Origin of the sequence: Pseudomonas sp. NPDC089396 (assembly GCF_044749545.1) — a bacterium.
Classification (GTDB): domain Bacteria; phylum Pseudomonadota; class Gammaproteobacteria; order Pseudomonadales; family Pseudomonadaceae; genus Aquipseudomonas.
In genome coordinates this window covers 75,879-102,027 of record NZ_JBIVIC010000012.1, presented here as the reverse complement: position 1 = coordinate 102,027, position 26,149 = coordinate 75,879, and the positions used below count along the sequence as shown (strand labels likewise).

At 62.8% G+C, this 26,149-nt stretch carries 26 protein-coding genes, 1 tRNA gene and 1 pseudogene; 12 read left to right on the top strand and 16 right to left on the bottom strand.

Features of this window, described 5'->3' with window-relative positions:
• Window positions 1–54: 54 nt before the first annotated feature.
• The 7 genes from ACIPZB_RS20860 to speB form a co-directional block, all read right to left on the bottom strand.
• Entirely contained in the window at window positions 55–1,110 is a 1,056-nt protein-coding gene (locus ACIPZB_RS20860) for a sugar phosphate isomerase/epimerase family protein (protein WP_400642437.1), read from the bottom strand.
• Between the two features lie 126 nt (window positions 1,111–1,236).
• Window positions 1,237–2,733 carry a PLP-dependent aminotransferase family protein gene (locus ACIPZB_RS20855; RefSeq protein WP_400642436.1) on the bottom strand — a complete coding sequence of 499 codons (1,497 nt, stop codon included), beginning with the start codon at window positions 2,731–2,733 and terminating at the stop codon, window positions 1,237–1,239.
• A 63-nt stretch (window positions 2,734–2,796) separates the two neighbouring features.
• Window positions 2,797–4,479: a choline dehydrogenase gene (gene betA / locus ACIPZB_RS20850; RefSeq protein WP_400642435.1), complete on the bottom strand. Its 1,683-nt coding sequence runs from the start codon at window positions 4,477–4,479 to the stop codon at window positions 2,797–2,799.
• Between the two features lie 11 nt (window positions 4,480–4,490).
• Window positions 4,491–5,954, bottom strand: coding sequence for a purine-cytosine permease family protein (locus ACIPZB_RS20845; protein ID WP_400642434.1), 1,464 nt, complete (start codon window positions 5,952–5,954; stop codon window positions 4,491–4,493).
• Entirely contained in the window at window positions 5,951–6,130 is a 180-nt protein-coding gene (locus ACIPZB_RS20840) for a hypothetical protein (RefSeq protein WP_400642433.1), read from the bottom strand. The genes ACIPZB_RS20845 and ACIPZB_RS20840 overlap by 4 nt, the downstream gene beginning before the upstream one ends.
• Before the next feature lie 96 nt (window positions 6,131–6,226).
• The gene (locus ACIPZB_RS20835; protein ID WP_400642432.1) at window positions 6,227–7,735 is read right to left on the bottom strand and encodes an aldehyde dehydrogenase family protein; all 1,509 of its coding nucleotides are present in this window, start codon (window positions 7,733–7,735) and stop codon (window positions 6,227–6,229) included.
• A gap of 13 nt (window positions 7,736–7,748) precedes the next feature.
• On the bottom strand, window positions 7,749–8,720 hold the full coding sequence (gene speB, locus ACIPZB_RS20830) for an agmatinase (RefSeq protein WP_008094712.1): 972 nt from the start codon (window positions 8,718–8,720) through the stop codon (window positions 7,749–7,751).
• A 266-nt stretch (window positions 8,721–8,986) separates the two neighbouring features.
• Here speB and ACIPZB_RS20825 point away from each other — a divergent pair, with 266 nt between their 5' ends.
• Window positions 8,987–9,895, top strand: coding sequence for a LysR family transcriptional regulator (locus tag ACIPZB_RS20825; protein ID WP_400642431.1), 909 nt, complete (start codon window positions 8,987–8,989; stop codon window positions 9,893–9,895).
• A 133-nt stretch (window positions 9,896–10,028) separates the two neighbouring features.
• Entirely contained in the window at window positions 10,029–11,051 is a 1,023-nt protein-coding gene (locus tag ACIPZB_RS20820; RefSeq protein ID WP_400642430.1) for an alpha/beta fold hydrolase, read from the top strand.
• Window positions 11,052–11,057: 6 nt separating this feature from the next.
• Here ACIPZB_RS20820 and ACIPZB_RS20815 read toward each other — a convergent pair whose 3' ends face one another.
• Together ACIPZB_RS20815 and ACIPZB_RS20810 are read right to left on the bottom strand one after the other, a co-directional pair.
• On the bottom strand, window positions 11,058–11,744 hold the full coding sequence (locus ACIPZB_RS20815) for a peptidoglycan DD-metalloendopeptidase family protein (RefSeq protein WP_400642429.1): 687 nt from the start codon (window positions 11,742–11,744) through the stop codon (window positions 11,058–11,060).
• A 100-nt stretch (window positions 11,745–11,844) separates the two neighbouring features.
• A complete protein-coding gene (locus ACIPZB_RS20810) occupies window positions 11,845–12,132 on the bottom strand; it encodes a hypothetical protein (RefSeq protein ID WP_400642428.1) in 288 nt (95 codons plus the stop codon).
• A gap of 156 nt (window positions 12,133–12,288) precedes the next feature.
• Here ACIPZB_RS20810 and ACIPZB_RS20805 point away from each other — a divergent pair, with 156 nt between their 5' ends.
• A complete protein-coding gene (locus ACIPZB_RS20805; protein WP_400642427.1) occupies window positions 12,289–12,918 on the top strand; it encodes a histidine phosphatase family protein in 630 nt (209 codons plus the stop codon).
• A gap of 502 nt (window positions 12,919–13,420) precedes the next feature.
• Here the strand turns inward: ACIPZB_RS20805 and ACIPZB_RS20800 are convergent.
• From ACIPZB_RS20800 to ACIPZB_RS20785, 4 genes are all read right to left on the bottom strand, one after another.
• Window positions 13,421–14,620, bottom strand: coding sequence for an MFS transporter (locus ACIPZB_RS20800; protein WP_400642426.1), 1,200 nt, complete (start codon window positions 14,618–14,620; stop codon window positions 13,421–13,423).
• Window positions 14,617–15,006 carry a heme-binding protein gene (locus ACIPZB_RS20795; protein WP_400642425.1) on the bottom strand — a complete coding sequence of 130 codons (390 nt, stop codon included), beginning with the start codon at window positions 15,004–15,006 and terminating at the stop codon, window positions 14,617–14,619. The genes ACIPZB_RS20800 and ACIPZB_RS20795 overlap by 4 nt, the downstream gene beginning before the upstream one ends.
• 220 nt (window positions 15,007–15,226) lie before the next feature.
• Complete coding sequence (locus ACIPZB_RS20790; protein ID WP_400642424.1) at window positions 15,227–15,814, bottom strand: IclR family transcriptional regulator; 588 nt, start codon at window positions 15,812–15,814, stop codon at window positions 15,227–15,229.
• A gap of 104 nt (window positions 15,815–15,918) precedes the next feature.
• Window positions 15,919–16,323, bottom strand: a complete 405-nt coding sequence (locus ACIPZB_RS20785; protein WP_400642423.1) for a DUF6632 domain-containing protein — start codon at window positions 16,321–16,323, stop codon at window positions 15,919–15,921.
• A gap of 257 nt (window positions 16,324–16,580) precedes the next feature.
• On the opposite strand from ACIPZB_RS20785, the pseudogene ACIPZB_RS20780 reads away from it, so the two are divergent.
• Window positions 16,581–17,156 (top strand): annotated as a pseudogene (locus tag ACIPZB_RS20780) (YdeI/OmpD-associated family protein).
• Window positions 17,157–17,229: 73 nt separating this feature from the next.
• Here the strand turns inward: ACIPZB_RS20780 and ACIPZB_RS20775 are convergent.
• A tRNA-Ser gene (locus tag ACIPZB_RS20775) sits at window positions 17,230–17,317 on the bottom strand.
• Window positions 17,318–17,452: 135 nt separating this feature from the next.
• Between ACIPZB_RS20775 and ACIPZB_RS20770 the strand changes: the two genes are divergently transcribed.
• The 8 genes from ACIPZB_RS20770 to ACIPZB_RS20735 all read left to right on the top strand — a co-directional run bounded on the left by ACIPZB_RS20770 (window position 17,453) and on the right by ACIPZB_RS20735 (window position 23,342).
• Entirely contained in the window at window positions 17,453–18,124 is a 672-nt protein-coding gene (locus ACIPZB_RS20770; RefSeq protein WP_008094725.1) for a Bax inhibitor-1/YccA family protein, read from the top strand.
• Window positions 18,125–18,440: 316 nt separating this feature from the next.
• A complete protein-coding gene (locus tag ACIPZB_RS20765) occupies window positions 18,441–19,820 on the top strand; it encodes a nucleobase:cation symporter-2 family protein (protein ID WP_400642422.1) in 1,380 nt (459 codons plus the stop codon).
• Window positions 19,821–19,907: 87 nt separating this feature from the next.
• The gene (tusD, locus tag ACIPZB_RS20760) at window positions 19,908–20,300 is read left to right on the top strand and encodes a sulfurtransferase complex subunit TusD (RefSeq protein WP_008097712.1); all 393 of its coding nucleotides are present in this window, start codon (window positions 19,908–19,910) and stop codon (window positions 20,298–20,300) included.
• Between the two features lies 1 nt (window position 20,301).
• Entirely contained in the window at window positions 20,302–20,661 is a 360-nt protein-coding gene (gene tusC / locus ACIPZB_RS20755; protein WP_008097714.1) for a sulfurtransferase complex subunit TusC, read from the top strand.
• Window positions 20,661–20,957 carry a sulfurtransferase complex subunit TusB gene (gene tusB / locus ACIPZB_RS20750; RefSeq protein ID WP_400642421.1) on the top strand — a complete coding sequence of 99 codons (297 nt, stop codon included), beginning with the start codon at window positions 20,661–20,663 and terminating at the stop codon, window positions 20,955–20,957. The genes tusC and tusB overlap by 1 nt, the downstream gene beginning before the upstream one ends.
• Window positions 20,954–21,289: a TusE/DsrC/DsvC family sulfur relay protein gene (locus tag ACIPZB_RS20745; protein ID WP_400642420.1), complete on the top strand. Its 336-nt coding sequence runs from the start codon at window positions 20,954–20,956 to the stop codon at window positions 21,287–21,289. The genes tusB and ACIPZB_RS20745 overlap by 4 nt, the downstream gene beginning before the upstream one ends.
• Window positions 21,286–22,290 (top strand): glycosyl transferase family protein, encoded by a 1,005-nt coding sequence (locus ACIPZB_RS20740; RefSeq protein ID WP_400642419.1) that lies wholly within the window; start codon window positions 21,286–21,288, stop codon window positions 22,288–22,290. The genes ACIPZB_RS20745 and ACIPZB_RS20740 overlap by 4 nt, the downstream gene beginning before the upstream one ends.
• Before the next feature lie 92 nt (window positions 22,291–22,382).
• The gene (locus ACIPZB_RS20735; RefSeq protein WP_400642418.1) at window positions 22,383–23,342 is read left to right on the top strand and encodes a glutathione S-transferase family protein; all 960 of its coding nucleotides are present in this window, start codon (window positions 22,383–22,385) and stop codon (window positions 23,340–23,342) included.
• A 132-nt stretch (window positions 23,343–23,474) separates the two neighbouring features.
• On the opposite strand, the gene cysG is transcribed toward ACIPZB_RS20735, so the two are convergent.
• Both cysG and serS read right to left on the bottom strand, forming a co-directional pair.
• Window positions 23,475–24,866 (bottom strand): siroheme synthase CysG, encoded by a 1,392-nt coding sequence (gene cysG, locus ACIPZB_RS20730; RefSeq protein WP_400642417.1) that lies wholly within the window; start codon window positions 24,864–24,866, stop codon window positions 23,475–23,477.
• The gene (gene serS, locus ACIPZB_RS20725; protein WP_400642416.1) at window positions 24,867–26,147 is read right to left on the bottom strand and encodes a serine--tRNA ligase; all 1,281 of its coding nucleotides are present in this window, start codon (window positions 26,145–26,147) and stop codon (window positions 24,867–24,869) included.
• Window positions 26,148–26,149: the final 2 nt, after the last annotated feature.

Sequence of the window (26,149 nt, the reverse complement as noted above, 5' to 3'; positions counted from 1 at the left end):
GTTCTCCACAGTTTCCGGGGTATGGGCGCCGTCACGACGGCGGGTCGGGTGTACTCAGTGGTCGGCCAAGGCCAGTTCGGCCAGCAGTCGCATTTCGCCCAAAAGGCCACGCAGGTAGCGCACCTGGTTATTGGCCCAGCGGTGTTCGTCGGTGAGCATGCGCTCCAGGCTGTAACCTGGCGGCAGCAGGGTTTCACTCATCTCGCGATAGGGAATGAAGGGATCGCTCGCCTCGCCTGTCTGGCGGAAGGCCGGTGCGATGTAGTGGTTCTCCTGCTCAAGGATGAAGGCCACCACCTGCGGGCTTTGCTCGCCGAGCAACAGCAGCTCCAGCAGCATGCGCGCGCTGGGCAATTGGTCTTCGGCGCTGCCCTGCAGCACACCGTAATGGCCAAAGCCGTTCGCCTCTGGCACCACGCGCACACCCTTGAGGTGCACCTGGCGAATGAACGGTGCGAGGTTGGCCAAGGCCGGCAGCGGTTGTTCGCAGGCGTTGATCATGTTGCCGAAATCGAACAGCGCGTTCAGCCGCGGGTGCCCTACCCGGCGCAGCAAGGTGGCGATCTCGTCGCTCTTGAGTTCTTCGTGCTGCTCGAAGTCGAAGTGCAGGTCGTGCTCATCGGCCAGCCGCGCCAAGCGCCGCAGGTCGTCTTCGATGATGCCCATGACCCGCGACAGGTGCCCTTCGTAGCGCGAGTAGACGCGGATGTTGCGGCTGCCGATGGCACGGGCCACGGCCACGGCCTTGTCGACATCCTCGGCCAGCGTGCTGCTGATTTCCAGGTGCACCTCAAGGCCCAAGGCACGGGCCTTGGCGGCGAAGGCGGCGAGGCGCTCGGCAGGCATTTGCGAAAGGCTGTTGTGCTCACCGTCGAGCAGGTGCAGCGAGAGGCCGTCGAGCTCGTGCCGGTAGGCGAAATCGAGCATGTCCTCGGGGCTGACACGGCCGTGGGTCAGGTTGGTCAGCAGCGGGTAGCCATGGGCGAACAGGCGCAGGCTGTCGAGCCGGGCGAGCAAGCGGCGGGCAAGTTCGGGGGTGAGCACCAGGGGCGTCGCGGCCCCGGCGTTATGGCCCATGAGGGCGGCGAAGCGGGCTTGGATAGCTGTCATTATTATCATTCCTGAGCGATTGCCGGGGTGGCCGGCCATGCTTTTATCGCTCTGGAATGGTGCTATCCCTATAGCCATTTCCGTTTTGTTTATATGACCACTTTGCCGCGCTGCCACGCCGCTGCATCAAACCTGCAGGCCGAGCCGGCGCATGCCTTCGGCGAGTTCCTGGGCGCGTTGCCGGGCCTGGCTCTGCGGCGTGGCGGCGAAGCCCAGCAACAGGCCAGGCGCAAGGTAGCGCTGAAGGCAGTAATCGCGCAGTGCATAGGTGTAGACCTGGTGCTCCACCAGGCCGCGCGCCAGGGCATCGTCGTCGACCTCTGCGGGTAGCCAGCCGATCATGTGCAGGCCCGCCTCTACCGGCGCCACCGAAAGAAAACCGCCCAACTCGCTGTGCAAGGCTTCCAGCAGGCAAGCCTGGCGTTCCTGATACAGCGCACGCATGCGCCGGATATGGCCAAGGAAATGGCCCTCCAGCATGAAATCGGCGGTGGTGGCCTGGTGCAGCGTCGAGGGGCTGCGGTCCATCACCGCACGAATGGCGCAGAAAGGCTCCACCAGCGCCTCGGGCAGAATCACGTAGCCCAGGCGCAGCGACGGGTACAGCACCTTGCTGAAGGTGCCGACGTAGATCACCCGCTGCCACGGGTCCATCGCATACAGCGCCGGCAGCGAACGGCCCACGTAGCGAAATTCGCTGTCGCAGTCGTCCTCGACGATCCACCCCTGGCTACGGGAGGCCCAGTCGATCAGTTCCTGGCGGCGCGCATGGCTCATGGTGGTGCCTAGCGGGTGCTGGCGTGAAGGCGTGGTGAACGCCAGGCGCGCATCCGGGCATTCACGCAATCCTTGCTGCACATCCAGGCCCTGCTCGTCGATGCGCAGCGGCACCAGCTGGCATCCCAATGCCTGGAAGGCGATGCGCGCGGCAATGTGCCCCGGGTCTTCCATCCACACACTGTCACCGGGGTTGAGCAACAGCATGCCAAGCAGGTTGAACGCCTGCTGGGCGCCCGAAGTGATGACCACCTGATCCACGCTGCACTCGATGCCGCGCGCATCGAACACGTATTCGACGATCGCTTCGCGCAGGCGCTGCAGGCCTTTGACCTCGCCATAACCCAGTTGCGCCTTGCCGGGCTTGCGCAGGTGGCGATTGACCAGGCGCTTCCATACCGGCATGGGGAAGGCATCGTAGGCCGGGTGGCTGGGCAGCAAGGACACCGGGCACTCCGGTGCCCAGGCGTTGTACGACATACCGCTGAAATGCGTGCTGCGCAGCGAATGCACCGCCTGGCTCAGGCTCGACAAGCGCGGCGGCTTGGCGGCGGGCCCCGCGTCAGGGCCACGCCCCTCCCACTCGTCGCCGACGAAGGTGCCGGCGCCGGTGCGCGAGTCCAGGAAGCCCTCGGCGGTGAGCAGGTCGAAGGCATTGAGCAAGGTGATCCGCGACAGCCCCAGTTCCTTGCACAGGGTGCGGGTCGACGGCAGGCGCGAACCGCCCGCGAGCCGACCGCTGAGGATCTGCTTGCGCACCTGCAGGTACAGCTGCCGGTACAGCGGCACTTGGCTGGTGCGATCCAGTTCGACGCCGCTGAGCAGCGCGCCGCCGGGTGTTTTCATGTTGGCCTGATCCTGTGAGGAGCGTCGGCGGCTATTGTACGCCGGGCCCTCGCAGGTTGCGCCTCAGACCACCTGGCGCGCCGGCGCATGGCTGCGCTGTTGGTCCTCCCAGCCACCCACCAGCCCCACCGGTACATCCGCAGACGCCAGCGGCTTGCGCCCGCGCACCAGGTCAGAGGCGCGCTCGGCGAGCATGATGGTCGGTGCGTTGAGGTTGCCGTTGGGCTCGCTGGGGAACACCGACGAGTCGATCACCCGCAGGCCTTGCAGCCCGTGCACGCGCAGTTCGGAATCGACCACCGCCATGTCGTCCTCGCCCATGCGGCAGGAGCCGCAAGGGTGCATGGTGCTCTCCATGTTGGCGCGCACGAAGGCATCGATCTGTTCGTCGGTCTGCACATGCGCCCCAGGCGCCAGCTCCTCGCCCCGGTAGCGGTCCATGGCCGGTTGGCCGATGATTTCCCGGGTCAGGCGCACGCAACGACGGAAACCTTCGCGGTCCTCCTCGCGCTCCAGGTAGTTGAAGCGGATTTCCGGGTGCTGGTACGGGTCGGCCGACAATGCCCTGACATGGCCGCGACTCTTGGGCTTGTTCGGCCCCGTGAGGACCATGAAACCGTGGCCCTTGAACGGTTTGTTGCCGTCATAACGCATCGCCGCCGGCAGGAAGTGGAACTGGATGTCAGGCCAGCGCAGCCCCTTGGCCGAGCGGATGAAGCCCCCCGCCTCGAAATGGTTGCTGGCGCCCAGGCCGTCTTTGAACAGCAGCCAGCGCAGGCCGATCAGCGCCTTGCCCAACAGGCTCATCTTGCCGTTGAGGGTGACCGGCTCCTTGCAGGCGTACTGGATGTAGATCTCCGAGTGGTCCTGCAGGTTCTCGCCGACGCCCGGCAGGTCGTGGCGCACCTCGATGCCGGCTTTGCGCAGCACGGCTTCGGGGCCGATGCCGGAGCGCTGCAACAGGTGCGGTGAACCGATGGGGCCGGACGACACCAGCACCTCACGCTTGCAATACACCTTGTGGGTCTGGCCGCCTTGATCGTATTCCACCCCCACCGCGCGCTTGCCCTCAAGCAGGATGCGCCGGGTCATGGCGTGGGTGATCACGGTCAGGTTGGGCCGGCTCATGGCCGGGCGCAGGTAGGCGTTGGCCGTGGACCAACGCACGCCATCCTTGACCGTCATGTGCATGGCGCCGAAACCTTCCTGCATGTAGCCGTTGCAATCGTCGGTCTTGATGTAGCCCGCCTCGGCACCGGCCTCCACCCAGGCGCCATATAACGGGTTCTGCATGTTGTTGCCGTTGTTGGTGGCCAGCGGGCCACTGGCGCCGCGGTAGTCGTCGCCGCCGAACTTGTATTGCTCGGCGCGCTTGAAATACGGCAGGCAGTTGCGATAGCCCCAACCTTTGGCGCCGAGGCTTTCCCACTCATCGAAGTCATGGGCATGACCGCGGATGTAGACCAGGCCATTGATCGACGAAGAGCCGCCCAGCACCTTACCTCGTGGGCAATGCAGGCGCCGGCCATCGAGGTGTGTTTCGGCCGTGGTTTCGTAGTGCCAGTTGTACTTCTTGGTGTTCATCGGCAGCGAGAACGCGCTGGGCATCTGGATCAGCACGCTGCGATCGCTGCCACCGTATTCCAGCACCAGCACCGAGGTGCCGGCATCTTCGGTCAGCCGGCTGGCCAGGACACAGCCGGCGGACCCGGCACCGATGATGATGTAGTCGTAGTGTTTATTCATTGCTGTAGCCCTTAGCACGTAGGCCCTGCCTGGAGTGTGCGTTCATTGCCCTGGGGATAGCCGCCCCAGCCAAGGCGGGCGGCCAACAGACGGGTCAACCCGTAGTGAACCAGCCCGGCCAGCAGGCAGGACGGCAGCGAAGCGGTGACGAAGCGGAAGAAGTGGGTGTTGGCCAGCGTCTGCGGGTTGAACACCACCACGTAGATCGCAAAGCCCGCCACCAGCGCGACCAGCGCGATGGGGTTGAAGCCCTTGCAGAAACGCAGCGCTGACTCACCTTGCGCGGCGTACAGATGGCGCAGGTTCAGGCGCTGGCGACGCAGGAAGAAGTAATCGGCGATGCCGATGCCGGCCAGCGCGCTGTTGAGCGCAGACGTCCACACCAAGAAAATGAAGAAGCCGTCGTAGATCCCGGGCAACAACAGCACGATGGCCACCGGAATCACGCAGAACAGCGCGATCAGCAGGCCCCAGCGCATGGCCCGCAAACGCTCCCCGGCCAGCTGGCGCAAGCCGATCACTGCGGTGTAGAGGATGTTGACCATGCCCGTGAGGTTGGCCAGTGCCAGGAAACTCAGCGCCACCACACCAAAGCCCATACCGCCGGCCAGGCGCATCCAGGTGGTCGGGTCGCTGCTGCCCAAGGTCGAAGCCGCGAACAGGCTGACCGTTTCGCCCAGCGAGGCGGCGCCGAAGATGCCCACCAGGTTGGGCCAGAACGCCGTGCGCTGGTTGCTGCACAAGCGCGACAGGTTGCCCAGATAAGGCCACCAGGAGAACCCGGCGGCGATGTTGATTTCCACCGCGATCATGAAGTTGACATGCGGATCTTCGAACGGCGGTTGCAGGGCCGGCATGGCCAGCAGTTCGCCGATGCTGAAGCGTTGGAGGATCAGGTACATCAGCGCCAGCATGATCAGGATCAGGCTGGGCGCAATCACCGCGCTCAACCGGCGGATCATGTCCGGCCCGCGCATGGCCACCGCCGCCGCCAGCACAATGGCCAACAAGCCACCGGCGGTCACCAGCCAGCCGTCACCGGCACCGGCCGGGCGCTGTTGAACCAGGGTGTCGAGGTTGTCCAGGGCGCGCCCGCACATCAGCCCCAGCACCGCCAGCCAGCCCATGGTCAGCACCACCACCGACAGCACGTAGACCAGCCGGCTGCCATTGATGCCGAACATGCTGCGCAGGAAGGTGAACTGCTCGACGCCGTACTTGCCGCACGGCAGGCTGGTGGAACAGCCGGCGAGGATCACCCCGATGATGTTGCCGATGACCACGGCGCAGATGCCCTGGCGCGGCCCGACGAACAAGGCGGTAGCGCCGCCGATGAGAAACACCCAGGTGGCCACGGCCAAGGCCGAGTTGGCATAGGCGAAACCCCAGAAGCCCCAGACCCGCTCGCTTGGCAGCAAGGGGGTATCGCCGCGTTCGGCGCCCAGGCGAAATTCCTGCTCGCGAGAAGGGCTCATGGCTGGCCACCCCACAGGTAGAAGCCGACGACCAGTGCCAGCGCCAGCACGGTCAGGGCGATGCAGTCGGTCGTGGTCAACGCACCCGGCCAGCGCTGGCCGCTTTGCAGTTCTTCATAGGCGCGCAGGCGCCGGTCCAGGTCTTGCGCACGCTCCACATCGACTTCGCTGTTCATGGGCATCACCTCGGTAGGTTCTTGTTCTTGGAATACGATGCATGCCGATTCGCCAGCGCCGCCGCCCAGAGGCAACGGCGCTGGCCACCCTGTCGGTCAGGGCAAGGTGATCCACACGGCTTTGGTTTCCAGCAGGAACTCCAGCTGTTCGGCACCCATGTCCTTGCCATAGCCCGATTGCTTGTAGCCACCGAACGGCATGGACGGGTCCAGGGTGCTGTGCGCATTGACGTACACGGTGCCGGCGCGCAACTGCGGGATCAGGCCGTGGACTCGGCCCAGGTCATTGGAGTAAAGCGCCGCCGCCAGCCCGAACGCCGAATCGTTGGCCAGGGCCAGTGCCTCTTCCTGGCTGTCGAAGGGCTGGGTCACTAGCACCGGGCCGAAGATCTCTTCCTGGACCACACGCATGTCGTTGCGACAGTTGGCGAAGATGGTCGGTTGCACGTAGAAGCCCGGGCCCTCGACGGGCTCGCCGCCGAAGTACAGCTGTGCCCCTTCGGCCTTGCCCAGGGCAATGTAGTCGAGCACGCTTTGTTGCTGCTTGCGCGACACCATCGGGCTGATGAAGCAGTCCGGGTCCAGGCCGGGTGCGATCTTCAGCGTCGCGGTGTATTCGGCTAGCGCCTGCAGGAACTGTGGGTAGATGCTGCGCTCGATGTAGGCCCGTGTCCCGGCATCGCAGACTTGCCCCGAGTTGAAGAACACGCCGTTGGCCACCGCCTGCGCCGCCGCCGGGATATCGGCATCGGCGAACACGATCACCGGTGACTTGCCGCCCAGCTCCAGGGTCAGGCGCTTCATCTGGTCCATCGCCGCCTTGCCCACGGAACAGCCGACCGGGGTCGAGCCGGTGAAGCTCAGCTTGTCGATGCCAGGGTGGCTGGACATCGCCTCGCCGACCACACTGCCACGCCCGGTGACGATGTTGATCACCCCGGCCGGAATGCCGGCTTCCTCGACCAGCTCGGCGAAGCGCAAGGCCGACAGGGACGTCAGCTCGGCCGGCTTGACGACCACGGTGCAGCCAGTCGCCAGCGCGGCGCCAAGTTTCCAGGCCATGGTCTGCAAGGGGAAGTTCCAGGGCACGATGACGCCCACCACCCCGACCGGTTCCTTGCGGGTGTAAGCCAGGTAGTTGCCCGGCAGCGAAGGCTCCACGGTACGACCGTGAATCTTGCTGGCCCAGCCGGCGAAGTAGCGGAAGGTGTCGACGGTGCCCTGGATGTCCACGGCGCGCGCCTGCTCTACCGACTTGCCCATGTCGATGGACTCGATCTGCGCCAGCTCGTCGCCATTGCGCTCGACCAGGTCGGCCAGGCGATGCAGCAGGCGTTCGCGCTCCAGGGGTTTGAGCTGGCTCCACGGGCCACCGTCGAACTGCGCACGGGCGGCCTGGACCGCACGGTCCAGGTCTTCGGCCGTGCCCATGGGAATGTGCGTCAGCACAGCCTCGGTCGAGGGCTCGATCACCTCGCTGGTGGCGCCGTCGCTGGCCTCGATCCAAGCGCCGCCGATGAACTGGCGCTGGGGCTTGGACAGGAAGCGCTGGGTAGCTTCCAGCACACCGAATGCCTGCAGATAGTCTTTAACCTTGTTGTCCACGGTGTGTCCCCGGTCAGCGAGCGCGGGCGCGCTCATGGAAGATGAAGCCGATGCTGTTCATCAGCAGTTGCGCGGCCAGGATCGAGGTGACACCCGCCGGGTCGTAGGCCGGGGCCACTTCCACCAGGTCCATGCCCACTACCCTGCCCTGGCTGCGACGCGCCAGCGCCTGGATGATCTCCAGCACTTCGTAGTAGAGGAAACCGCCATGGCTCGGCGTACCGGTGCCGGGGGCGATGGACGGGTCGAAACCGTCGATGTCGATGGTGATGTAGTAGTCGCGGCCTTCCGGGATCATCGCCAGCACGCCTTCCGGGCCCAGGCGGCGCACGTCGCGCACGGAGAGGATCTGCGAACCGGCGTCGCGCGCCGCGTCGTAGTCGTCGCGGTTGGAGGACGACACGTTGCGAATGCCCATCTGGGTCATGCCGACGATGTGATCCAGTTCCGAGGCGCGGCGCAGGGGGCTGCCGTGGCCGTAGCGCACGCCGTGGCGCTCGTCGACGAAATCGAGATGGGCGTCGAAGTGAATGATATGGATCGGCCCGCGCCCTTCGAACGCCTTGATCACCGGGGCGTGGATCGAGTGGTCGCCCCCCAGCACCACCGGCATGGCACCGGAGGCGAGGATCTGGCGCACCGCGGATTCGATATTGGCGTTGCTGCTGGCCATGTCGGTGTGAACGATGTCGGCATCGCCCACATCGACCATGCGCACCTGGTCCTGGGTCAGGTAGGTGGTGTCATCCTCGTGGTCATACGCGCCACTGTGGCCGAACGAGAACAGCGTGGATGCCTCGCGGATGCCGCGCGGCCCGAAGCGCGCGCCGGAACGCCACTGGGTGCCCATGTCGTTGGGCGCGCCGAGGATCGCCACATCGGCGTCGATGGCGTTCCAGTCGGTACAGATGGGCGACTTGGCGAAAGTGCAATGCCCCACGAAGGGCAGGTTCAGGCGGCCGGATTCATAACCGTGCTTTGCCATGTTCGGGCTTCTCCACTTCTTGTTCTATTCAGGAGACGGGGCCCATGCGGGACCTCCGTTGCAGCCACTATGGGCGCAGCCCGGCAGCGAAAAAATGCGCAACTGCAGATGCATACATCGGCCAATCCGAAGTATTCGAGGCTTTTGAAATCCGCAAGAGCCCGGCATTGCGGTAGCACGCCCAGCCATGTTTACCTTGGCAAAAAACAATCGATCGGATGCTCATATCAGCTTCACCGATGTGACGCACCGACAGGAGGCCAGGCGTGATCCAGCTCCACGATGTCGATCTCAAGCTCCTCAGGGTATTCGCCACCATCGTCCGGTGCGGCGGCTTTTCCGCAGCACAAGCCGCGCTGAACGCCGGCCAGTCGACCATCAGCGAACAGATGACGCACCTGGAAACGCGGCTGGGGGTCAAGCTCTGCCAGCGCGGGCGCAGCGGCTTTCGCCTGACCGAGCAAGGGGTGGCGATCCATGAAGCGGCGTTGCGCCTGCTCGGCGCTGTGGAAAGCTTCTGCCTCGACGCTGATGTGCTCAAGCAGCACATCAGCGGCAAGCTCAACCTCGGGATCATCGACTCGACGCTCACCGACCCCGACTCGCCGGTGCCGCGCACCACGCAACGCTTCGTCTCACGCGGCCACGACGCCCACCTCAACGTCTATATCGGCACCCCCGCCGAGCTCGAAGAGCGTGTACTGGACGGCCGCCTGCACCTGGCCATCGGGCACTTCCCCATGCGCGTGCCAGGGCTGTCCTACCTGCCCCTCTATGACGAGGCGCTGGGCCTGTTCTGTGGCCGCCGCCATCCCTTGTTCGGCAGCAAGGCCAGCAATGGCCGCCTCCTGGAAGAAGTGCGCGCTTGCCGCCTGGTCGCGCGCGGCTACATGCAGCAGTACGACCTCGATCAACTGGGCATGAGCAAGGCCGCGGCCACCGTCGAAAATATCGAGGCGGCGGCAATCCTGATCATCTCCGGGGCCTATGTCGGGTTTCTTCCCGTGCATTTTGCCGAACCATGGGTGAAGACCGGGGAGATGTGCCGGTTGGGCGCGAGCACCCTGGACCTGAGCTCACCCTTCGACGTGATTACCCGTCGCGGGGTGGCTGCGCCGCCGATATTGCAGGCGTTCCTGGAGGACCTGGGGGCTTGCATGCAGCCGGTGGTGTGAGCCGGCGTTTGTATCTTTTTGTGTTCAAAGTGCGAGCTGACACACAAGTACGCTGACTGCACTGTCGAGAGACACACCCGGGATACAACGATCTTCTTTACTGGCTTGCATTCATCAGCGCCAGGAGATGCCCATGTTCACCCTTGCCACTTCCCAACGTTTCAAGCGTTCCGCCCTGCTCGCCTGCGCCCTGCTGAGTGCAACCGGGGCTTACGCCACGCAACCTGCGCAGCCCGAAAACCGCGTGGCGGTGGCGGATGAGTTCGGGCCCTTGAAGCACATCAAGGCCGGTGTGCTGGAGGTGGCTTACGTCGAACAAGGGCCGGCCGATGGCCCCGTGGTGATCCTCCTGCACGGCTGGCCCTACGACATTCACAGCTTCCAGGAAGTCGCCCCGGCCTTGGCCGCGAAGGGCTATCGCGTCCTGGTGCCGTACGTGCGCGGTTATGGCGAAACCCGTTTCCTCTCCGCCGACACGCCCCGCAACGCCCAGCCTGCGGCCCTGGCCAGCGATGTCATTGCCTTCATGGACGCACTGCAGGTCAAGCGCGCCGTGCTGGCCGGCTTCGACTGGGGTGCGCGCACAGCCGATATCGTTTCGGCCCTGTGGCCGGAGCGGGTGAAGGCGCTGGTCTCGGTCAGCGGTTACCTGATCAGCAGCCAGCAAGCCGCCAAGGCGCCCTTGCCGCCCAGTGCAGAGCTGCAGTGGTGGTACCAGTACTACTTCGCCACCGAGCGCGGCGAACTTGGCTACACCCACAATCGCCATGCCTTCGCCAAATTGATCTGGCAAACCGCATCACCCAAGTGGGCATTCGACGACGCCACCTTCGAACGCAGCGCCAAGGCACTGGACAACCCCGACCAGGTGGCCATCACCGTGCACAACTACCGCTGGCGGCTGGGGCTGGCCCAAGGCGAAACCCGTTACGACCCGCTGGAAGCCAAGCTGGCCAAGTTCCCCTCCATCGGCGTGCCCACCATCACCCTGGAAGGCGACGCCAACGGCGCACCGCACCCGCCCGCCGAAGCCTATGCCCAGCGCTTCACCGGCAAGTACGAATATCGCCTGCTCAAGGGTGGCGTTGGCCACAACCTACCCCAGGAAGCCCCCCAGGCCTTCGCCCAGGCAGTGCTGGATGCCGACCATCTGTGAGCGCACTCACTTGGCCGCCGGCAACACGCTCATTGGATCGACCGGCTTGCCATTCTGGCGGATCTCGAAATACAGCTGCGTGCGGTCGGTGTCCAGGTCACCGGCCTCGGCAATCAACTCCCCCTTGCTGACGGTTTGACCTTCCTTGACCAGCAATCTGCGGTTGTGCCCGTAGACGCTGGCGTGGGAGGCGCCGTGCTGGAGGATGATCAGGTTGCCGTAGCCGCGAATGTTGGTGGCGAACGCCACCTTGCCGCCGAGGCTGGCGAACACTGGCTGGCCTGGGGTGGCAGCGATGCGGATGCCCTTGCTGAGCTTGTCGGCTGGGGCATATCGACCGATGACCACAGCGTTCTTGATCGGCCAGTCCCAGCCACGCAAGGTCACTTTGGTGGCCGGCACAGTTGAGGTTTTGGTAGCGGTTCTGGTTGCAGTTTTAGTCGTGGCGCTGCCCGGGCCGAAGCGAATGTTCTGGCCCACGTTCACTGCGTAGGGTGGGTTGATGTTGTTGTAGCGCGCCAGTGCCTTGAAATCCCAGCCGTGGCGAGTGGCGATCGAATAGAGGGTGTCGCCACGCTTGACCTTGTAAACGCCACTGACGACTTTGTTGGCAGAGGTGCCGGTGCTGGGTGATTGGGAACTGCACGCAGAGATCGACAGCAGGACAGCGATCAGAATGAGCCTGAAAAACACACCACACCTATTGAACGGAGACGCGATTGACGGAGCGGCCACTATAAAGCACTGAACGGCGTGTGCATGCCAGGTGATGGCAATAAAAGTGGCCCTTGCCCTACTCCTTCAGCTGGCAGACCCCGTTGGCGCGGTTTTTACCGGTGTAGGAGACGTCGGCTGAACCATCGGGGTTGATGGTCAGGGAAATCGTCACGCCACTTCCTTTGGCTTCGAAGTAGTTGTCGTTGAATTTCTTCAGCGGTGCTTCCTTGCCATTGATGTAGATCGGGCCGCCCTTGTCGGCGTGGACTTCGATGTAACCGGGGCAGGTGGCGTTCAGGAGGGGGATCTGGGCTTGGGCGATGGCGGGGGTAGCCAGCAGGAGGCCTAACAGTAATGGCTTCATTTCATGCTCCTTGGTGTGTTGGCATAGGAAGGAAGCAATAGACCACTTCACCGAACCCTGCCACCTGCTGAAAAGTTAAAAAGCCCGCTCAGGGAAGGCCAGAACTACTGTGCCCCTTGGTCTATACCGTCATTACCAAATAGTACTGGACGACTGATGAAACGAGTGAGACTCATCCGCCACGGAGAAAGCGCCGCAAACGCCGGCCACGCCACTCATGATCACGCCAGCATTCCTTTAACCCAGAAGGGACTTGACCAGGCATACACGGTGGCCCGGTCATTTGCTGAGGCGCCTGACCTGATTGTCGCCTCGCCCTTTGCACGAGCCCAGGCAACCGCAGAAGTTACTGCAGCAGCCTTCCCGAATGCGGCTATAGAAACATGGCTCATTCAAGAGTTCACTTACCTTGAACTTGCTCGCTGCATCAACACGACGCTCTCTGAAAGGCGGAGCTGGGTCGAGGCTTACTGGCTGAGATCAGACCCCTCGTTCATTGATGGCGCCGGCGCAGAGTCGTTCTTGGATTTTGTGACTCGCGCCCAGACCTTCCTCGATCGCCTGGAGCAACACCCTGCTCGTCAGATCGCGGTGTTTTCTCACGGACAGTTCCTGAATGCCGTGGCGTGGCTGCTCGAACGTCGGCCACAGGACATTGATGCTAAGGCTATGACGGATTGGCGAGACTACGAAATCAAGAATCACATCCAGAATGGCGGTGGGTATTGCCTTTTCAAGCAGCCGACTGACGCGGCTTGGACGGTTGGACAAAGGACGCTGCGGTAGCCTTTGCGGTAGCCATCCGATGCCGTGAAGCTCTTCCTCGCTGCCTTACGATTGCCGCCGCTATCCCGGTCCAAGGCGTCAGCGCCATGTGCTCGTGCTCTACCAGCGCACTCCCTGAAACCTCTCCCAACGTAATCCCGAGATTGGAGCAGTGGCAAGCATCCCACCTTGGCCGGCGAGAGAAAGTCGAGCCACGATTGATCCTTTGAAATCAACAAAAACCGCCAATCGGCGGGCATTCAGATCGGGCTTCCGAAATTGCAGACACTGATATAGCCTCACCTAAAAAAAGGTCAGGGAGAGGCCGGCGAATAGAAGAGAAAACTGATGTTTTGGATCGTTTCCCTCACTCTGCTAATCCTTGTCGCTGCAGCAATTGTTCTCATCGTGTACCTCGTCGGCAAGCGGATCGATAAATGTGAGGATTACGATTAAGGGGCAATCGATTCCAGGCAGAAAATACCGCCAGGGGCGACTACCAAACAACGTCGACGATCGAGCCTCAATTCATCGCAATGCTGAACGCTGAACGACGCTCATGCCTCACTAACCAAGCCAGTGGCAATTGAGCGACGATTGCCGCCGCTACCCCGGCCCAAGGCGTGAGCGCCATGTGCCCGTGCTCTACCAGCGCACTCCCTGAAACCTCTCCCAACGTAATCCCGAGATTGAAAGCAGAGATGTTCAACGCCGAGGCGAAATCTACCGCCTTGGGCGTAAATCGCTGGGCAGTGGCCAGCATCCCACCTTGGACGGCGGGAGAAATCCCGAACGCCAAACCACCCCAGGCAAACAGAAGGATGACCATCGCCCCCTGGTAAGGCAGCAGCAGCGCGACCGCAACCAATACCACTGCCAACGCAACCAGCAACCATCGAAGCGCGGCCTGCCAGCCGATAGCTGAAGCGATTCGCCCGCCCAGCAAGTTGCCAACAAGCGTTGCGCCCCCGAACACCACAAGCAACATGCTCGCAACACTGCTCGAAAAGCCAGTGATGTCCGTGAGGATCGGGGTGATGAACGTAAAGGCCGCAAACGAAGCGCCGAACCCCAAGACGGTGATCGCCATCATGGTCAGAATCGCCGGGTTAGCTGCTGCAGCCAACTGCGCTGCCGGCTTCACACTCGCCGGGGCAGCAAGACTGGGCAGCCAGATCAGCGTGGCAATGAAGCCTGCGACTGCCAATGCCACCACTGCGTAGAAAGGTAATCTCCAGCCGAATCCGTTGCCCAGGAAACTGCCAAGCGGGACACCAATCACCATCGCCAGGGTAAGGCCGGCGAACATGACAGCAATTGCACTGCTCTCCTGGCCTTTCGGAGCCAAACGTGCCGCCACGGTAGCACCTATGGCGAAGAAGCTCCCATGAGCCACCGCTGTGACTACCCGCCCCATTAGCAAAGAGGCGTAATCAGTCGAGAGCGCGGACAGCAGGTTTCCAAGCAGGAAGACTGCGATCAAACCCAAGAGCACGGGTTTGCGAGGAAATCTGGCCAGCAAAAGCACCATCAGAGGCGTGCCGACAGCCAGGGCAAGGGCATAGAGCCCCACCAGACTTCCGGCGCGCGACAAGGGTACCTGGAGCTCTTCCGAAATGGTGGGCAACACACCCACCACAATGAACTCCGCCACACCAATCGCGAAAGCTGTCACCGCCAACGCCCAAACGCTTGGATGGAGCCGTTGTTGGACATGGCTCATGGTCGTGCAGCTCCCAGTGCAATAATCTGATCCGCCTCAACGGTTGCACCTGCGATACCTACAGCACCGATGACCTTGCCCTGGGCATCCTGCAAGACAACCCCACCGCCAAAGCTGATCAACCCACCATTGGTAGCCTCCAGGCTATAGATCGCCCCGCCCGGCCGCGCACCCTCACCAATCACGGCGCTGTCTGTACGGAACAATGCAGCGGTACGAGCCTTCTTGATAGCGATATCGATGGCACCCGGAACCGCATTATCCATCCGCAGAAAACCAGCCTGCAGACCTGAGGCGTCGACGACGCTGATGCACACTGAAAAGCCATGCTCTTGGGCCAGACCTTTAGCGCGAGCGATCACCTCTTCAACGACATTTTCCAACATAGCGGGCTCCAAATTTCCACTGATTCGAGCCCGGATGATCACGGCAGGTAGCAACGGAAAAAAGAGCCTTGGAGAGCTGGGCGCTAAAGTTTGACCATGTCGTACAACTCACGCATCACCCTACCTGCAAGGGTGACCAGCTTGTCTTGAGGCAACCGCTCTACGGGTCCAGATACTGCAAGCGAAGCAACCAGTCTGCCCTGCTTGCGTAGTGGCAATGCTAAGAGTTGAGGCCTTTCTCAGCGTGCTCCAAATCCAGTGCGTATCCTTTTTCAGTGATGGTTTGCAGCTCTTGCTCCAAAGCCGAGTCGAGCAACCCGGCTTTGCGCAAGCTACGTGAGAGATCGCCATCAAGCGCCAGGAACACTTTGCCGATTGCTGAAGTGGTGAGTGCTTCCCGTCGCCCCCGCGGCGAGCTACTGGTCGCGCTGTTCTCTCGCAAGACGGCATCGATGTAAAGGTAATGGCGTGTACCGCAAGGAGCAGCCAGGTAGCAGCTCTCACCTGTCATATCAGCAAGGGCTCCGAGTGCCGGGCCAAACGCCTCTTTCAGCCTGTCATCCGCATCATTCAATGGCTGAGCAATGTCCCGTAGCCGTAGCCCAATCGCGTAACGTGACCCGCGTCGGGAAATGTATCCCAGGGCACATAGGGTGTTCAGCAAGCCATGCAGGGTGCTTTTGTGCAGCCCTAACGCCTTCACCAGATCGACAAGGCGCAACTCTCCACCCGCTCCGGCGATCACCTCCAGGACAGCCATCGCCCGCTCTACGGACTGGATTCCCTTACTTTCGTTGACCGTTGCCATAGCCGTCCGCTTCCGCCAGACCCAAAAATGATAAAGGCTCCTCTCTGATGTTCGGGATTGTCAAACCCTCCATGAAGTACAGAGCCATAACGACAAACCTGGCCTTAGGCCCCATCGTGTGTCCGGGTCCGAGCGGCCAAACGCGAGCGGGGCGTCAATATGGCCAAGGCAACCGCCACGATGAAGAGCGATGGCACGTCACCTGCCAAGTGCCCCATTTGCCCCTGCTGGGTGACCGCCTGAACGGCCATGATTGTGCCGTGTACGGCGCTAGACCACACGGTGAACCAGATCAGGCTCAGATTGGCTAATGGATCACGTGCGGCCAGGATCAAGAACACGCCGAGTGTCGCGTAGATGCCAACGATCATCATCGGGTAGTCCGAGTGACCGGCGTGCCAAGCCCAGCCGGAAGGCCAGAACAACATAAGTGGGTACAGAGCAAGACACGCGAGGCCAGCCAAAACAAGAACGAGGCGCAAATACCTGAGACGATCGACTACTGTCATGACGGACTCCTCTTTGGGTCTGACATGTTGGGGCCGCTTCGCGGCCCATCGCCGGCAAGCGCGGCTCCCACAGGCACTACGCAAGCCTGGGGCTGGTGATATGCCTGTGGGAGCCGGCTTGCCGGCGATGAGGCCGGCACTGGCAACAGCACTTTGGACAGGCGTCCGCTGAACTGGCTAGGCTAATAGGTAGCTTCGACCTTCTGTACTGAATCTTAACCGCAGCCGAGCTGGGTGTAGTGGTTGGAGGCGTTGCAATGACAACAACCGATGTGAAATCCCGATTCGAAGCCAAGCTTCTTCGTCCGGTACAACCTGGAAATGATACGTCGTGGGCGTTCGTAGTACTGCCAAGAGACGCGAGTGAACAGCTTCCGAGGCGAGGAAGGACGACAGTTGAAGGCACTATCAATGGGCACCCTTTCCAGGCGACCCTTGAGCCGGATGGTCAGCTGAGCCATTGACTGCAGGTAAGTACAGAGTTACTCAAAGCCGCGGGGGCGGCTGTTGGGGATATCGTTACGCTGGAGTTAACACCTGTGAAGCAGGAGCCCGAGCCTGATATCCCACCCGATTTTCAGGAGGCACTGGCAGCCATGCCTGAGGCTCGTTTAGTTTGGAACAATACGACCACCCTCGCACGCGTAGACTGGATACACTGGATTACTTCAGCCAAGCAACTCAAGACGCGCGCAAAACGGATTGGTAATGCATGCGAGATGCTTGCATCCGGCAAGAAGCACGTTTGCTGTTTCGACCCGTCAGGCTACTACAGCAAGGCCTTCCTTGCGCCTAAGGCAGAAATGGGAAATAAGGGGAAAAATGCGGAATGAAGGAGATCGGTAGAGGCCCGCAAATCGGTACCTCGGAAACGCAAAAAGCCCTGAATAATCAGGGCTTTGAATATGGCGGAAGCGTAGAGATTCGAACTCTAGGATAGTTGCCCATCGACGGTTTTCAAGACCGTTGCCTTAAACCACTCGGCCACGCTTCCAGCTCGTTTTGCGGCCGCCATAATACCGTAATGAAACACGCTGTCAAACTCTCTATGACGCCGGTTGCGGAACCTCTGATAGACTCCTTTGCATCTGAACGTTTCAAAACCACAGGTTTACCAAGGAGTGTCGCCATGCGCGAACAGGATTATGCCGTACACAACGGCCAGCAGGTCGAGCAGCGCGAGGTCAGCAAGGTCCTGCGCAACACGTACAGCCTGCTGGCACTCACCCTCGCCTTCAGCGGTGTCATGGCCTACATCTCCCAGCAGATGGGCGTCCGCTACCCGAACGTATTCGTGGTGCTGATCGGCTTCTATGGCCTGTTCTTCCTCACCGCCAAACTGCGTGATTCGGTCTGGGGCCTGGTATCCACCTTCGCCCTCACCGGTTTCATGGGCTTCATCCTCGGACCGATCCTCAACCGTTACCTGGGCATGAGCGGCGGCGCCGAAGTGGTCAGCTCGGCCTTCGCCATGACCGCGCTGGTGTTCGGCGGCCTGTCGGCCTATGTGCTGATCACCCGCAAGGACATGAGCTTCCTCAGCGGCTTCATCACTGCAGGGTTCTTCGTTCTGCTGGGAGCTGTAGTGGCCAGCTTCTTCTTCCAGATCAGCGGCCTGCAACTGGCGATCAGCGCGGGCTTCGTGCTGTTCTCGTCGGTCTGCATTCTGTTCCAGACCAGCGCCATCATCCATGGCGGTGAGCGCAACTACATCATGGCGACCATCAGCCTGTATGTATCGATCTACAACCTGTTCATCAGCCTGCTGCAGCTGTTCGGCATCATGGGCCGTGACGATTGATTGGCTGAGTTGCAAGGAAAAGCCCGCTTCGGCGGGCTTTTTTGTGGGCGGGATTTGGAAATGCGTGTGGGTTGAGAGGTGGTCGTCGTGCGAAGTGCGGCGCCTATGAGATCGAGCGCCGCGCGGCCGGCGCTTGATTTATGCACCACCTCAAATCCCAAGCCAGCCCCCCAAAAACCCACCCCATAAATTGACCTAAAAGTCAGCTTAAACAGCAAATGGTCGCCGATCTTGCGGCCAACGTGCTTTCCTCTACCCCAATCCCGCTTCATTCCGTAGAATGCGCTCCTTTTTTCCTCCGGGGCAGCAACCTGCAATGAGCTCACACGAAAACAGCCCAGGCGCGGCGGCGCCTGCCAATGAACTGGTGCTTGGCCTCGAGGACAAGCCACGGCTGTTGATCGGCCTGCTGGCAGCGCTTCAACACCTGCTGGCAATCATCGTCCCCATCGTCACCCCGGGCTTGCTGATCTGCCAGGCGCTGGGCGTTTCGGCGCGCGACACCAACCTGATCGTGTCGATGTCCCTGGTGATTTCCGGTATCGCCACCTTCGTCCAGTGCAAACGCTTCGGCCCGTTCGGTGCGGGATTGCTGATCGTCCAGGGCACCAGCTTCAACTTCGTCGGCCCGCTGATTGCCGGCGGCGCGTTGATGGTCAAGCAGGGCACACCGGTGGAAAGCGTGATGGCGGCGATCTTCGGCGTGGTAATCGCCGGCTCGTTCGTCGAGATGGGGGTGTCGCGCATCCTGCCGTTCGTCAAACGCCTCATCACCCCGCTGGTAACCGGCATCGTCGTGCTGATGATCGGCCTGACCTTGATCAAGGTCGGCCTGATCAGCATGGGCGGTGGCTTTGGCGCAATGGCCGACGGCACCTTCGCCAACGGCGAAAACCTGCTGCTCTCGGGTGTGGTGCTGGCAATCATCGTGATCCTCAACCGCATCCCGGTGGTGTGGATGCGCAGCTGCGCCATCGTTATCGCCCTGGCCGTGGGTTATGCACTGGCAGGTTACCTTGGCCGCCTGGACTTCACTGGCATGCACCAGGCCGCACTGTTCCAGGTCCCGACGCCGCTGCACTTCGGCCTGGGCTTTTCCTGGGCGCTGTTCATTCCGATGCTGGTGATCTACCTGGTGACGTCGCTGGAAGCCATTGGTGATGTCACGGCCACCAGCAAGGTCTCTCGCCAACCGGTCGAAGGCCCGGTATGGATGCAGCGGATCAAGGGCGGTGTACTGGTCAACGGCGCCAACTCGCTGCTGGCCGGCTTCTTCAACACCTTCCCCAGTTCGATCTTCGCCCAGAACAACGGCGTGATTCAGCTGACTGGCATCGCCAGCCGCCATATCGGTATGTGGATTGCCGTGATGCTGGTCCTGCTGGGCCTGTTCCCTAGCGTTGCCGGGGTGATCCAGGCTGTGCCCGAGCCGGTGCTGGGTGGTGCAGCGATGGTCATGTTCGGTGCGGTAGCCGCCTCCGGCATCAACATCCTGGCCAGCACCCGCCTGGATCGCCGCGCCTTGCTGATTATCTCGGTATCGCTGGCGCTGGGCCTGGGCGTGGCTCAGGTTCCTGAATTCCTCGCGCACATGCCCGAGGCGATTCGCCATGTGCTGGAATCGGGCGTGGCCACCGGCGGCATCTGCGCCCTGCTGCTGAACTGGTTCCTGCCAGAGAACAAGGAACACGCCTGACCCGGCGTGCTTCAGCCGACAAAGCCCGCGCCCACCGGCGCGGGCTTTTTGCTTTATCATGGCCGCATTCCTTTATTCGAGTTGTCCATGAAATTCGCCATCGCGGTTTTTTCCCCGGCCCATGCGCCCTCCTCGCGCCGCGCCCTGCGCTTCGCCGAGGCGGTACTGGCCGACGGGCATGAGATTGCCCGGCTGTTCTTCTATCAGGACGGCGTTCACAGCGCCTCGGCCAACATCGTCGCGCCCCAGGACGAAGTGGATGTCGCGGCCCAGTGGCGCGCCTTTATCGAAGCCCAGCAGCTCGACGCGGTGGTGTGTATCGCCGCCGCCTTGCGCCGCGGCGTGCTCGATCAGGCCGAAGCCACGCGTTACCAGCGTCCAGCAGTGAACTTGCCCCAGCCCTGGGAGCTGTCGGGCCTGGGTCAGTTGCATGAAGCGGCGCAGCTTGCCGACCGCCTGGTCTGTTTTGGAGGCGATTGAAATGGCCAAATCCCTGTTGATCATCAGCCGCCAGGCACCGTGGAATGGCCCTGGCGCACGCGAGGCCCTAGACATCGCTCTGGCGGGCGGTGCGTTCGACCTGCCGCTGGGCATGCTGTTTCTCGATGACGGCGTGTTCCAGCTGGCGCCCGGCCAGCAACCGAGCGCCGTGCAGCAGAAGAACCTCGGCGCCAACCTGCAGGCACTGCCGATGTTCGGCGTCGAAGAACTGTATGCCTGCCAGCACAGCCTCACCCGCCGCGGCCTGGCCGCCGACACCCTGGACCTGCCGGTGGAGGTGCTGGACGACGCAGCACTGACCGCGCTGATTGCCCGTTACGACCAAGTGGTGACGCTCTGATGCCAACCTTGCACGTACTCTCCCATTCCCCCTTCGGCGACGACCGCCTGGGCAGTTGCCTGCGCCTGCTCGGCAGCGATGATGCCTTGCTGCTGTGCGGCGATGCGGTTTACGCCCTGCACGACGGCTGCGACACGCAGCGCCTGTTACAGGCGGCCGGCCTGGATCAACGCCTGTTCGCCCTCGACGAAGACCTGCAAGCGCGCGCCATCAGCAGTGAGCTGGCCAAGGCGGTGGACTACCGGGCCTTCGTCGCCTTGTCACTGCACTACGACAAGGTCAACAGCTGGCTATGAACACACTGACCGTTGGCGATCAGGCGATCGCCCTGGACAAGGATGGCTTTCTGCTCGACCTGCAAGACTGGTCCCCCGCCGCCGCCGAGGCACTGGCCGAGCGCGAGAGCATCGCCCTGACCGCCGATCACTGGGAAGTCCTCGAACTGCTGCGCCAATTCTACGAGGAATACCAGCTGTCCCCAGCCACGCGCCCGCTGATCAAGTACACCGCACTCAAGCTGGGGCCGGAAAAGGGCAACAGCCCACACCTCAACCGCCTGTTCAATGGCACCCCCGCCAAGCTCGCAGCCAAGCTCGCGGGCCTGCCCAAGCCGACCAATTGCATATGACCGACGCTCGCCCGCTGACCCTGGAAACCCCGGCCGAACACCCCTTCGCCGAATTCGTGCGCATCCTTGGCAAGGGCAAGCGCGGTGCGCGCGGCCTGACCCGCGAGGAAGCCCGCGCCGCCATGACCCTGCTGCTGGAAGGCAAGGTCGAAGACACCCAGCTCGGTGCCTTCCTCATGCTGCTGCGGCACAAGGAAGAAAGCGCCGAAGAGCTGGCCGGCTTCACCGAAGCCGTGCGCGCCCACCTGCAAGCGCCCTCCATCGCTGTCGACCTGGACTGGCCGAGCTATGCCGGCAAGAAGCGCCACTTGCCGTGGTACCTGCTGGCAGCCAAATGCCTGGCCAACAACGGCGTGCGTATCCTCTTGCACGGTGGCGGCGCGCACACCGCCGGACGCCTGTACACCGAACAGGTGCTGGCCCTGCTGCAGATACCGCTGTGCCGTGACTGGCCTGCGGTCAGCCAGGCCCTGGACCAGCAGCGCCTTGCCTTCGCGCCCCTGCAGGACTGGTTGCCGCAGCTGCAGCGCATGATCGACCTGCGCAACACCCTCGGCCTGCGCTCGCCCATCCATTCCCTGGCGCGCGTGCTCAACCCGCTGGGCGCCCGTTGCGGCCTGCAGAGCATCTTCCACCCCGGGTACCAGGCCGTGCACCGCGAAGCCAGCCGCCTGCTCGGCGACCATGCCGTGGTGATCAAGGGTGACGGAGGCGAGATCGAGGTCAACCCCGATGTCATCAGCCACTTGTACGGCACCACGGCGGGGGAAACTTGGGATGAAGAATGGCCAGCGCTGAGCGAGCGCCGCCATGTGAAACCGCCGAGCCTGCAGCCAGAGCAGTTGCTGGCCGTCTGGCGCGGCGAAGCCGATGACAGCTACGGTGAAATGGCCGTGGTCGCGACCATGGCCTTGGCCCTGCGCGGGCTGGGCCAGGATCGCGAGCAGGCATTTGCCACGGCACGCGGTTACTGGAGCGCACGGAACCAATCGAATAAGTAGATGGTTACCCTGCAGTCTTTGCACTAGTTGTTCGAACGATTTGCCCTAGACTGAGCTCCAACGACAAACGACTTTGTTCCGAGGAGCTCAACATGGGCCTTTTGATCGACGGCCGCTGGCATGACCAGTGGTACGAAAACGGCAAGGACGGCGCGTTCAAGCGCGAGAATGCCCAGCGCCGCAATCAACTGCCCGCCCCCGAGGCCGGCCGCTACCACCTGTATGTGTCGCTGGCGTGCCCGTGGGCTCATCGCACCCTGATCTTCCGCGCGCTCAAGGGCCTGGAACCGCTGATCGATGTGTCGGTGGTGAGCTGGCTGATGCAGGAAAGCGGCTGGACCTTCGACCCGCAGCAAGGCTCCAGCGGCGACCACCTCGACGGCCTCACCTACCTGCACCAGCGCTACACCCAGGACGACCCGCACTACACCGGCCGTGTCACCGTGCCCGTGCTGTGGGACAAGCAAGAGAAGCGCATCGTGAACAACGAGTCGTCGGAGATCATCCGTATCTTCAACAGCGCCTTCAACGAGCTGACCGACAACCACCTGGACCTGTACCCCGAGCCACTGCGCCCGGCCATCGAGGCGCTGAACGCTCGCATCTATCCGGCGGTGAACAACGGCGTGTACCGCGCAGGCTTCGCCACCACGCAAGAGGCCTATGAGGCCGCGTTCGATGACGTGTTCAATGAGCTGGATTATCTGGAAGGTCTGCTAAGCCGTAATCGCTACCTGGCCGGTGAATACCTGACCGAAGCCGACGTGCGGCTGTTTACCACGCTGGTGCGTTTCGATGCGGTGTACCACGGGCACTTCAAGTGCAACCTGCGTCGCTTGAGCGACTACCCGAACCTGTCCAATTGGCTGCGCGAGCTGTATCAGTGGCCGGGGGTGGCGCAGACGGTGAATATGGAACATATCCAGAAGCACTATTACATGAGTCACAAGACCATCAACCCGAATGGGATTGTGCCTAAGGGGCCGTTGCAGAATTTCAATTTGCCGCATGATCGGCAGCGGTTGGCGGGTAAAGGGATTTGGCAGGCTTGAGGTAGCCGGGGCTGCTTTGCAGCCCATCGCCGGCAAGCCGGCTCCCACAGGGATCACACAGGTCTCGAGGCTTGCGTGAATCCTGTGGGAGCCGGCTTGCCGGCGATGGGCCGCAAAGCGGCCCCAACGATTTCAGTCCTGCTGCGAGCCTTCGAACCAGGCCAGCTTCTCGCGCAACTGCACCACTTCCCCGACAATCACCAGGGTCGGCGCATGCACCTCATGCCGGGCCACCAGCGCCGGCAAGTCCGCCAAGGTGCCGGTAAACACCCGCTGGTTGCGCGTAGTCCCCTGCTGCACCAACGCCGCCGGCGTACTGGCCGCACGGCCATGACGAATCAGCTCGGCACAGATGGTCGGCAACCCCACCAGCCCCATGTAGAACACCAAGGTCTGCGCCGGTGCAACCAGATCATCCCAAGGCAGATTACTGGTCCCGTCCTTGAGGTGCCCGGTCACGAACCGCACCGACTGGGCATAGTCACGGTGAGTCAGCGGAATACCGCCATAGGCGGAACAGCCACTGGCCGCGGTAATGCCCGGCACCACTTGGAACGGGATGCCATGCTCGGCCAGCTCCTCGATCTCCTCGCCACCCCGGCCGAAGATGAACGGGTCGCCGCCCTTCAGGCGCAGCACACGCTTGCCCTGCTGCGCCAGGTCGACCAGCAGGCGGTTGATCTGGTCCTGCGGCACGGCATGGTCGGCGCGGCGCTTGCCCACATAAATGCGTTCGGCATCGCGCCGGCACATCTCGATGATCGCAGGCGCCACCAGGCGGTCGTAAAGCACCACGTCGGCCTGTTGCATCAGGCGCAAGGCGCGGAAAGTCAGCAAGTCCGGGTCACCCGGTCCAGCGCCTACCAAGTACACCTCGCCGCCCTGCTGTACCGGGGCGCCGTCGACCATGGCCTGCAACAGCTTTTCGGCCTCGGTCCCCTGCCCGGCCAATTGGCGCTCGGCAATCGGGCCCTGGAACACGGTTTCCCAGAAGCCGCGGCGCTGGTTGACGTCCGGGTATAACGCCTTGACCTTGTCGCGAAAACGCGCGGCCAAGCCGGCCAGCTCACCATAGGTAGACGGAATCCAGGCTTCCAGCTTGGCGCGTATCAAGCGCGCCAGCACCGGGGCGTCACCGCCACTGGAAACCGCCACCACCAAGGGTGAACGGTCGACGATCGCCGGGAAGATCACCGTGCACAGGGCCGGCGCATCCACCACGTTGACCGGCAGGCTGAGCGCCTGCGCATCGGCCGAGACCTGGGCATTGAGCCCCGAGTCATCGGTGGCCGCGATCACCAGCCGGCAACCGACCAGGTCGTCCGCCCGATAGCCACGCACCAGGACCTCGCCGCCGCCTTCACGGGCCAGCGCGGCCAGCTGGCCATCGACGTCGGGCGCTACCACCCGCAGCGCGGCACCGGCATCGGCCAGCAGGCGCGCCTTGCGCAAGGCGATTTCGCCGCCGCCGACGACCAGCACGCGGCCGCCCTGCAGCTTGTGGAACAGCGGCAGGTAATCCATTTAGCGGATGACCTCGACACCACCCATGTACGGCTTCAGTACGTCCGGCACGCGGATCGAGCCGTCGGCCTGCTGGTAGTTCTCCAGCACCGCTACCAGGGTACGGCCCACCGCCAGGCCGGAGCCATTGAGGGTGTGCACCAGCTCAGGCTTGCCGGTTTCCGGGTTGCGCCAGCGGGCCTGCATGCGGCGGGCCTGGAAGTCACCGCAGTTGGAACAGGAGCTGATCTCACGGTACTTGTCCTGGCTCGGCACCCACACTTCCAGGTCGTAGGTCTTCACGGCGCCGAAGCCCATGTCGCCGGTGCACAGGGCCAGCACGCGATACGGCAACTCCAGCAGCTGCAGGACGCGCTCGGCGTTGGCGGTCAGGCCTTCCAGCGCTTCCATCGACTTGGACGGCTCGACCACCTGGACCATCTCGACCTTGTCGAACTGGTGCTGGCGGATCATGCCGCGGGTGTCGCGGCCCGACGCGCCGGCCTCACTGCGGAAGCACGGGGTATGGGCAACCAGCTTGAGCGGCAGCTGCTTGGCGTCGAGGATCTCGCCCGCCACCAGGTTGGTCAGCGACACTTCGGCAGTCGGGATCAGGTAGAAGTCGGCTTCGCCTTCGCGGCTGATCTTGAACAGGTCTTCCTCGAACTTCGGCAGCTGGCCAGTGCCTTGCAGCGCCGGGGCCTGCACCAGGTACGGGGTGTAATGCTCTTCGTAGCCGTGCTCGCCGGTGTGCAGGTTGATCATGAACTGCGCCAGTGCGCGGTGCAGGCGGGCGACCGGGCCACGCAGCACTGCAAAGCGGGCACCGGACAGCTTGGCCGCGGCTTCGAAGTCCAGGCCACCGCTGATTTCGCCCAGAGCGACGTGGTCCTTGATCTCGAAATCGAAAGCTTTCGGCGTACCCCAGCGGCGCACTTCGACGTTGTCGTCTTCGCTGGCACCGACCGGAACGCTGGCGTCCGGCAGGTTCGGAATGGTCAGCAGGATGCCGTCCAGTTCAGCCTGGATACCGTCCAGCTCGACCTTGCCGGCCGCCAGTTCATTGGCCATGCGCTCGACGTCGGCCATCAGCGGCGCGATGTCTTCACCCTTGGCCTTGGCCTGGCCAATCGATTTGGAGCGGGCGTTACGCTCAGCCTGCAACTGCTCGGTACGGGTCTGTACCGCCTTGCGGCGTTCTTCCAGCGATTCGATGCGCGCGACATCCAGGCTGAAGCCACGGGAGGCGAGGCGGTCAGCCACTTCCTGGAGTTGGCCGCGTAACAGTTTGGAATCGAGCATGT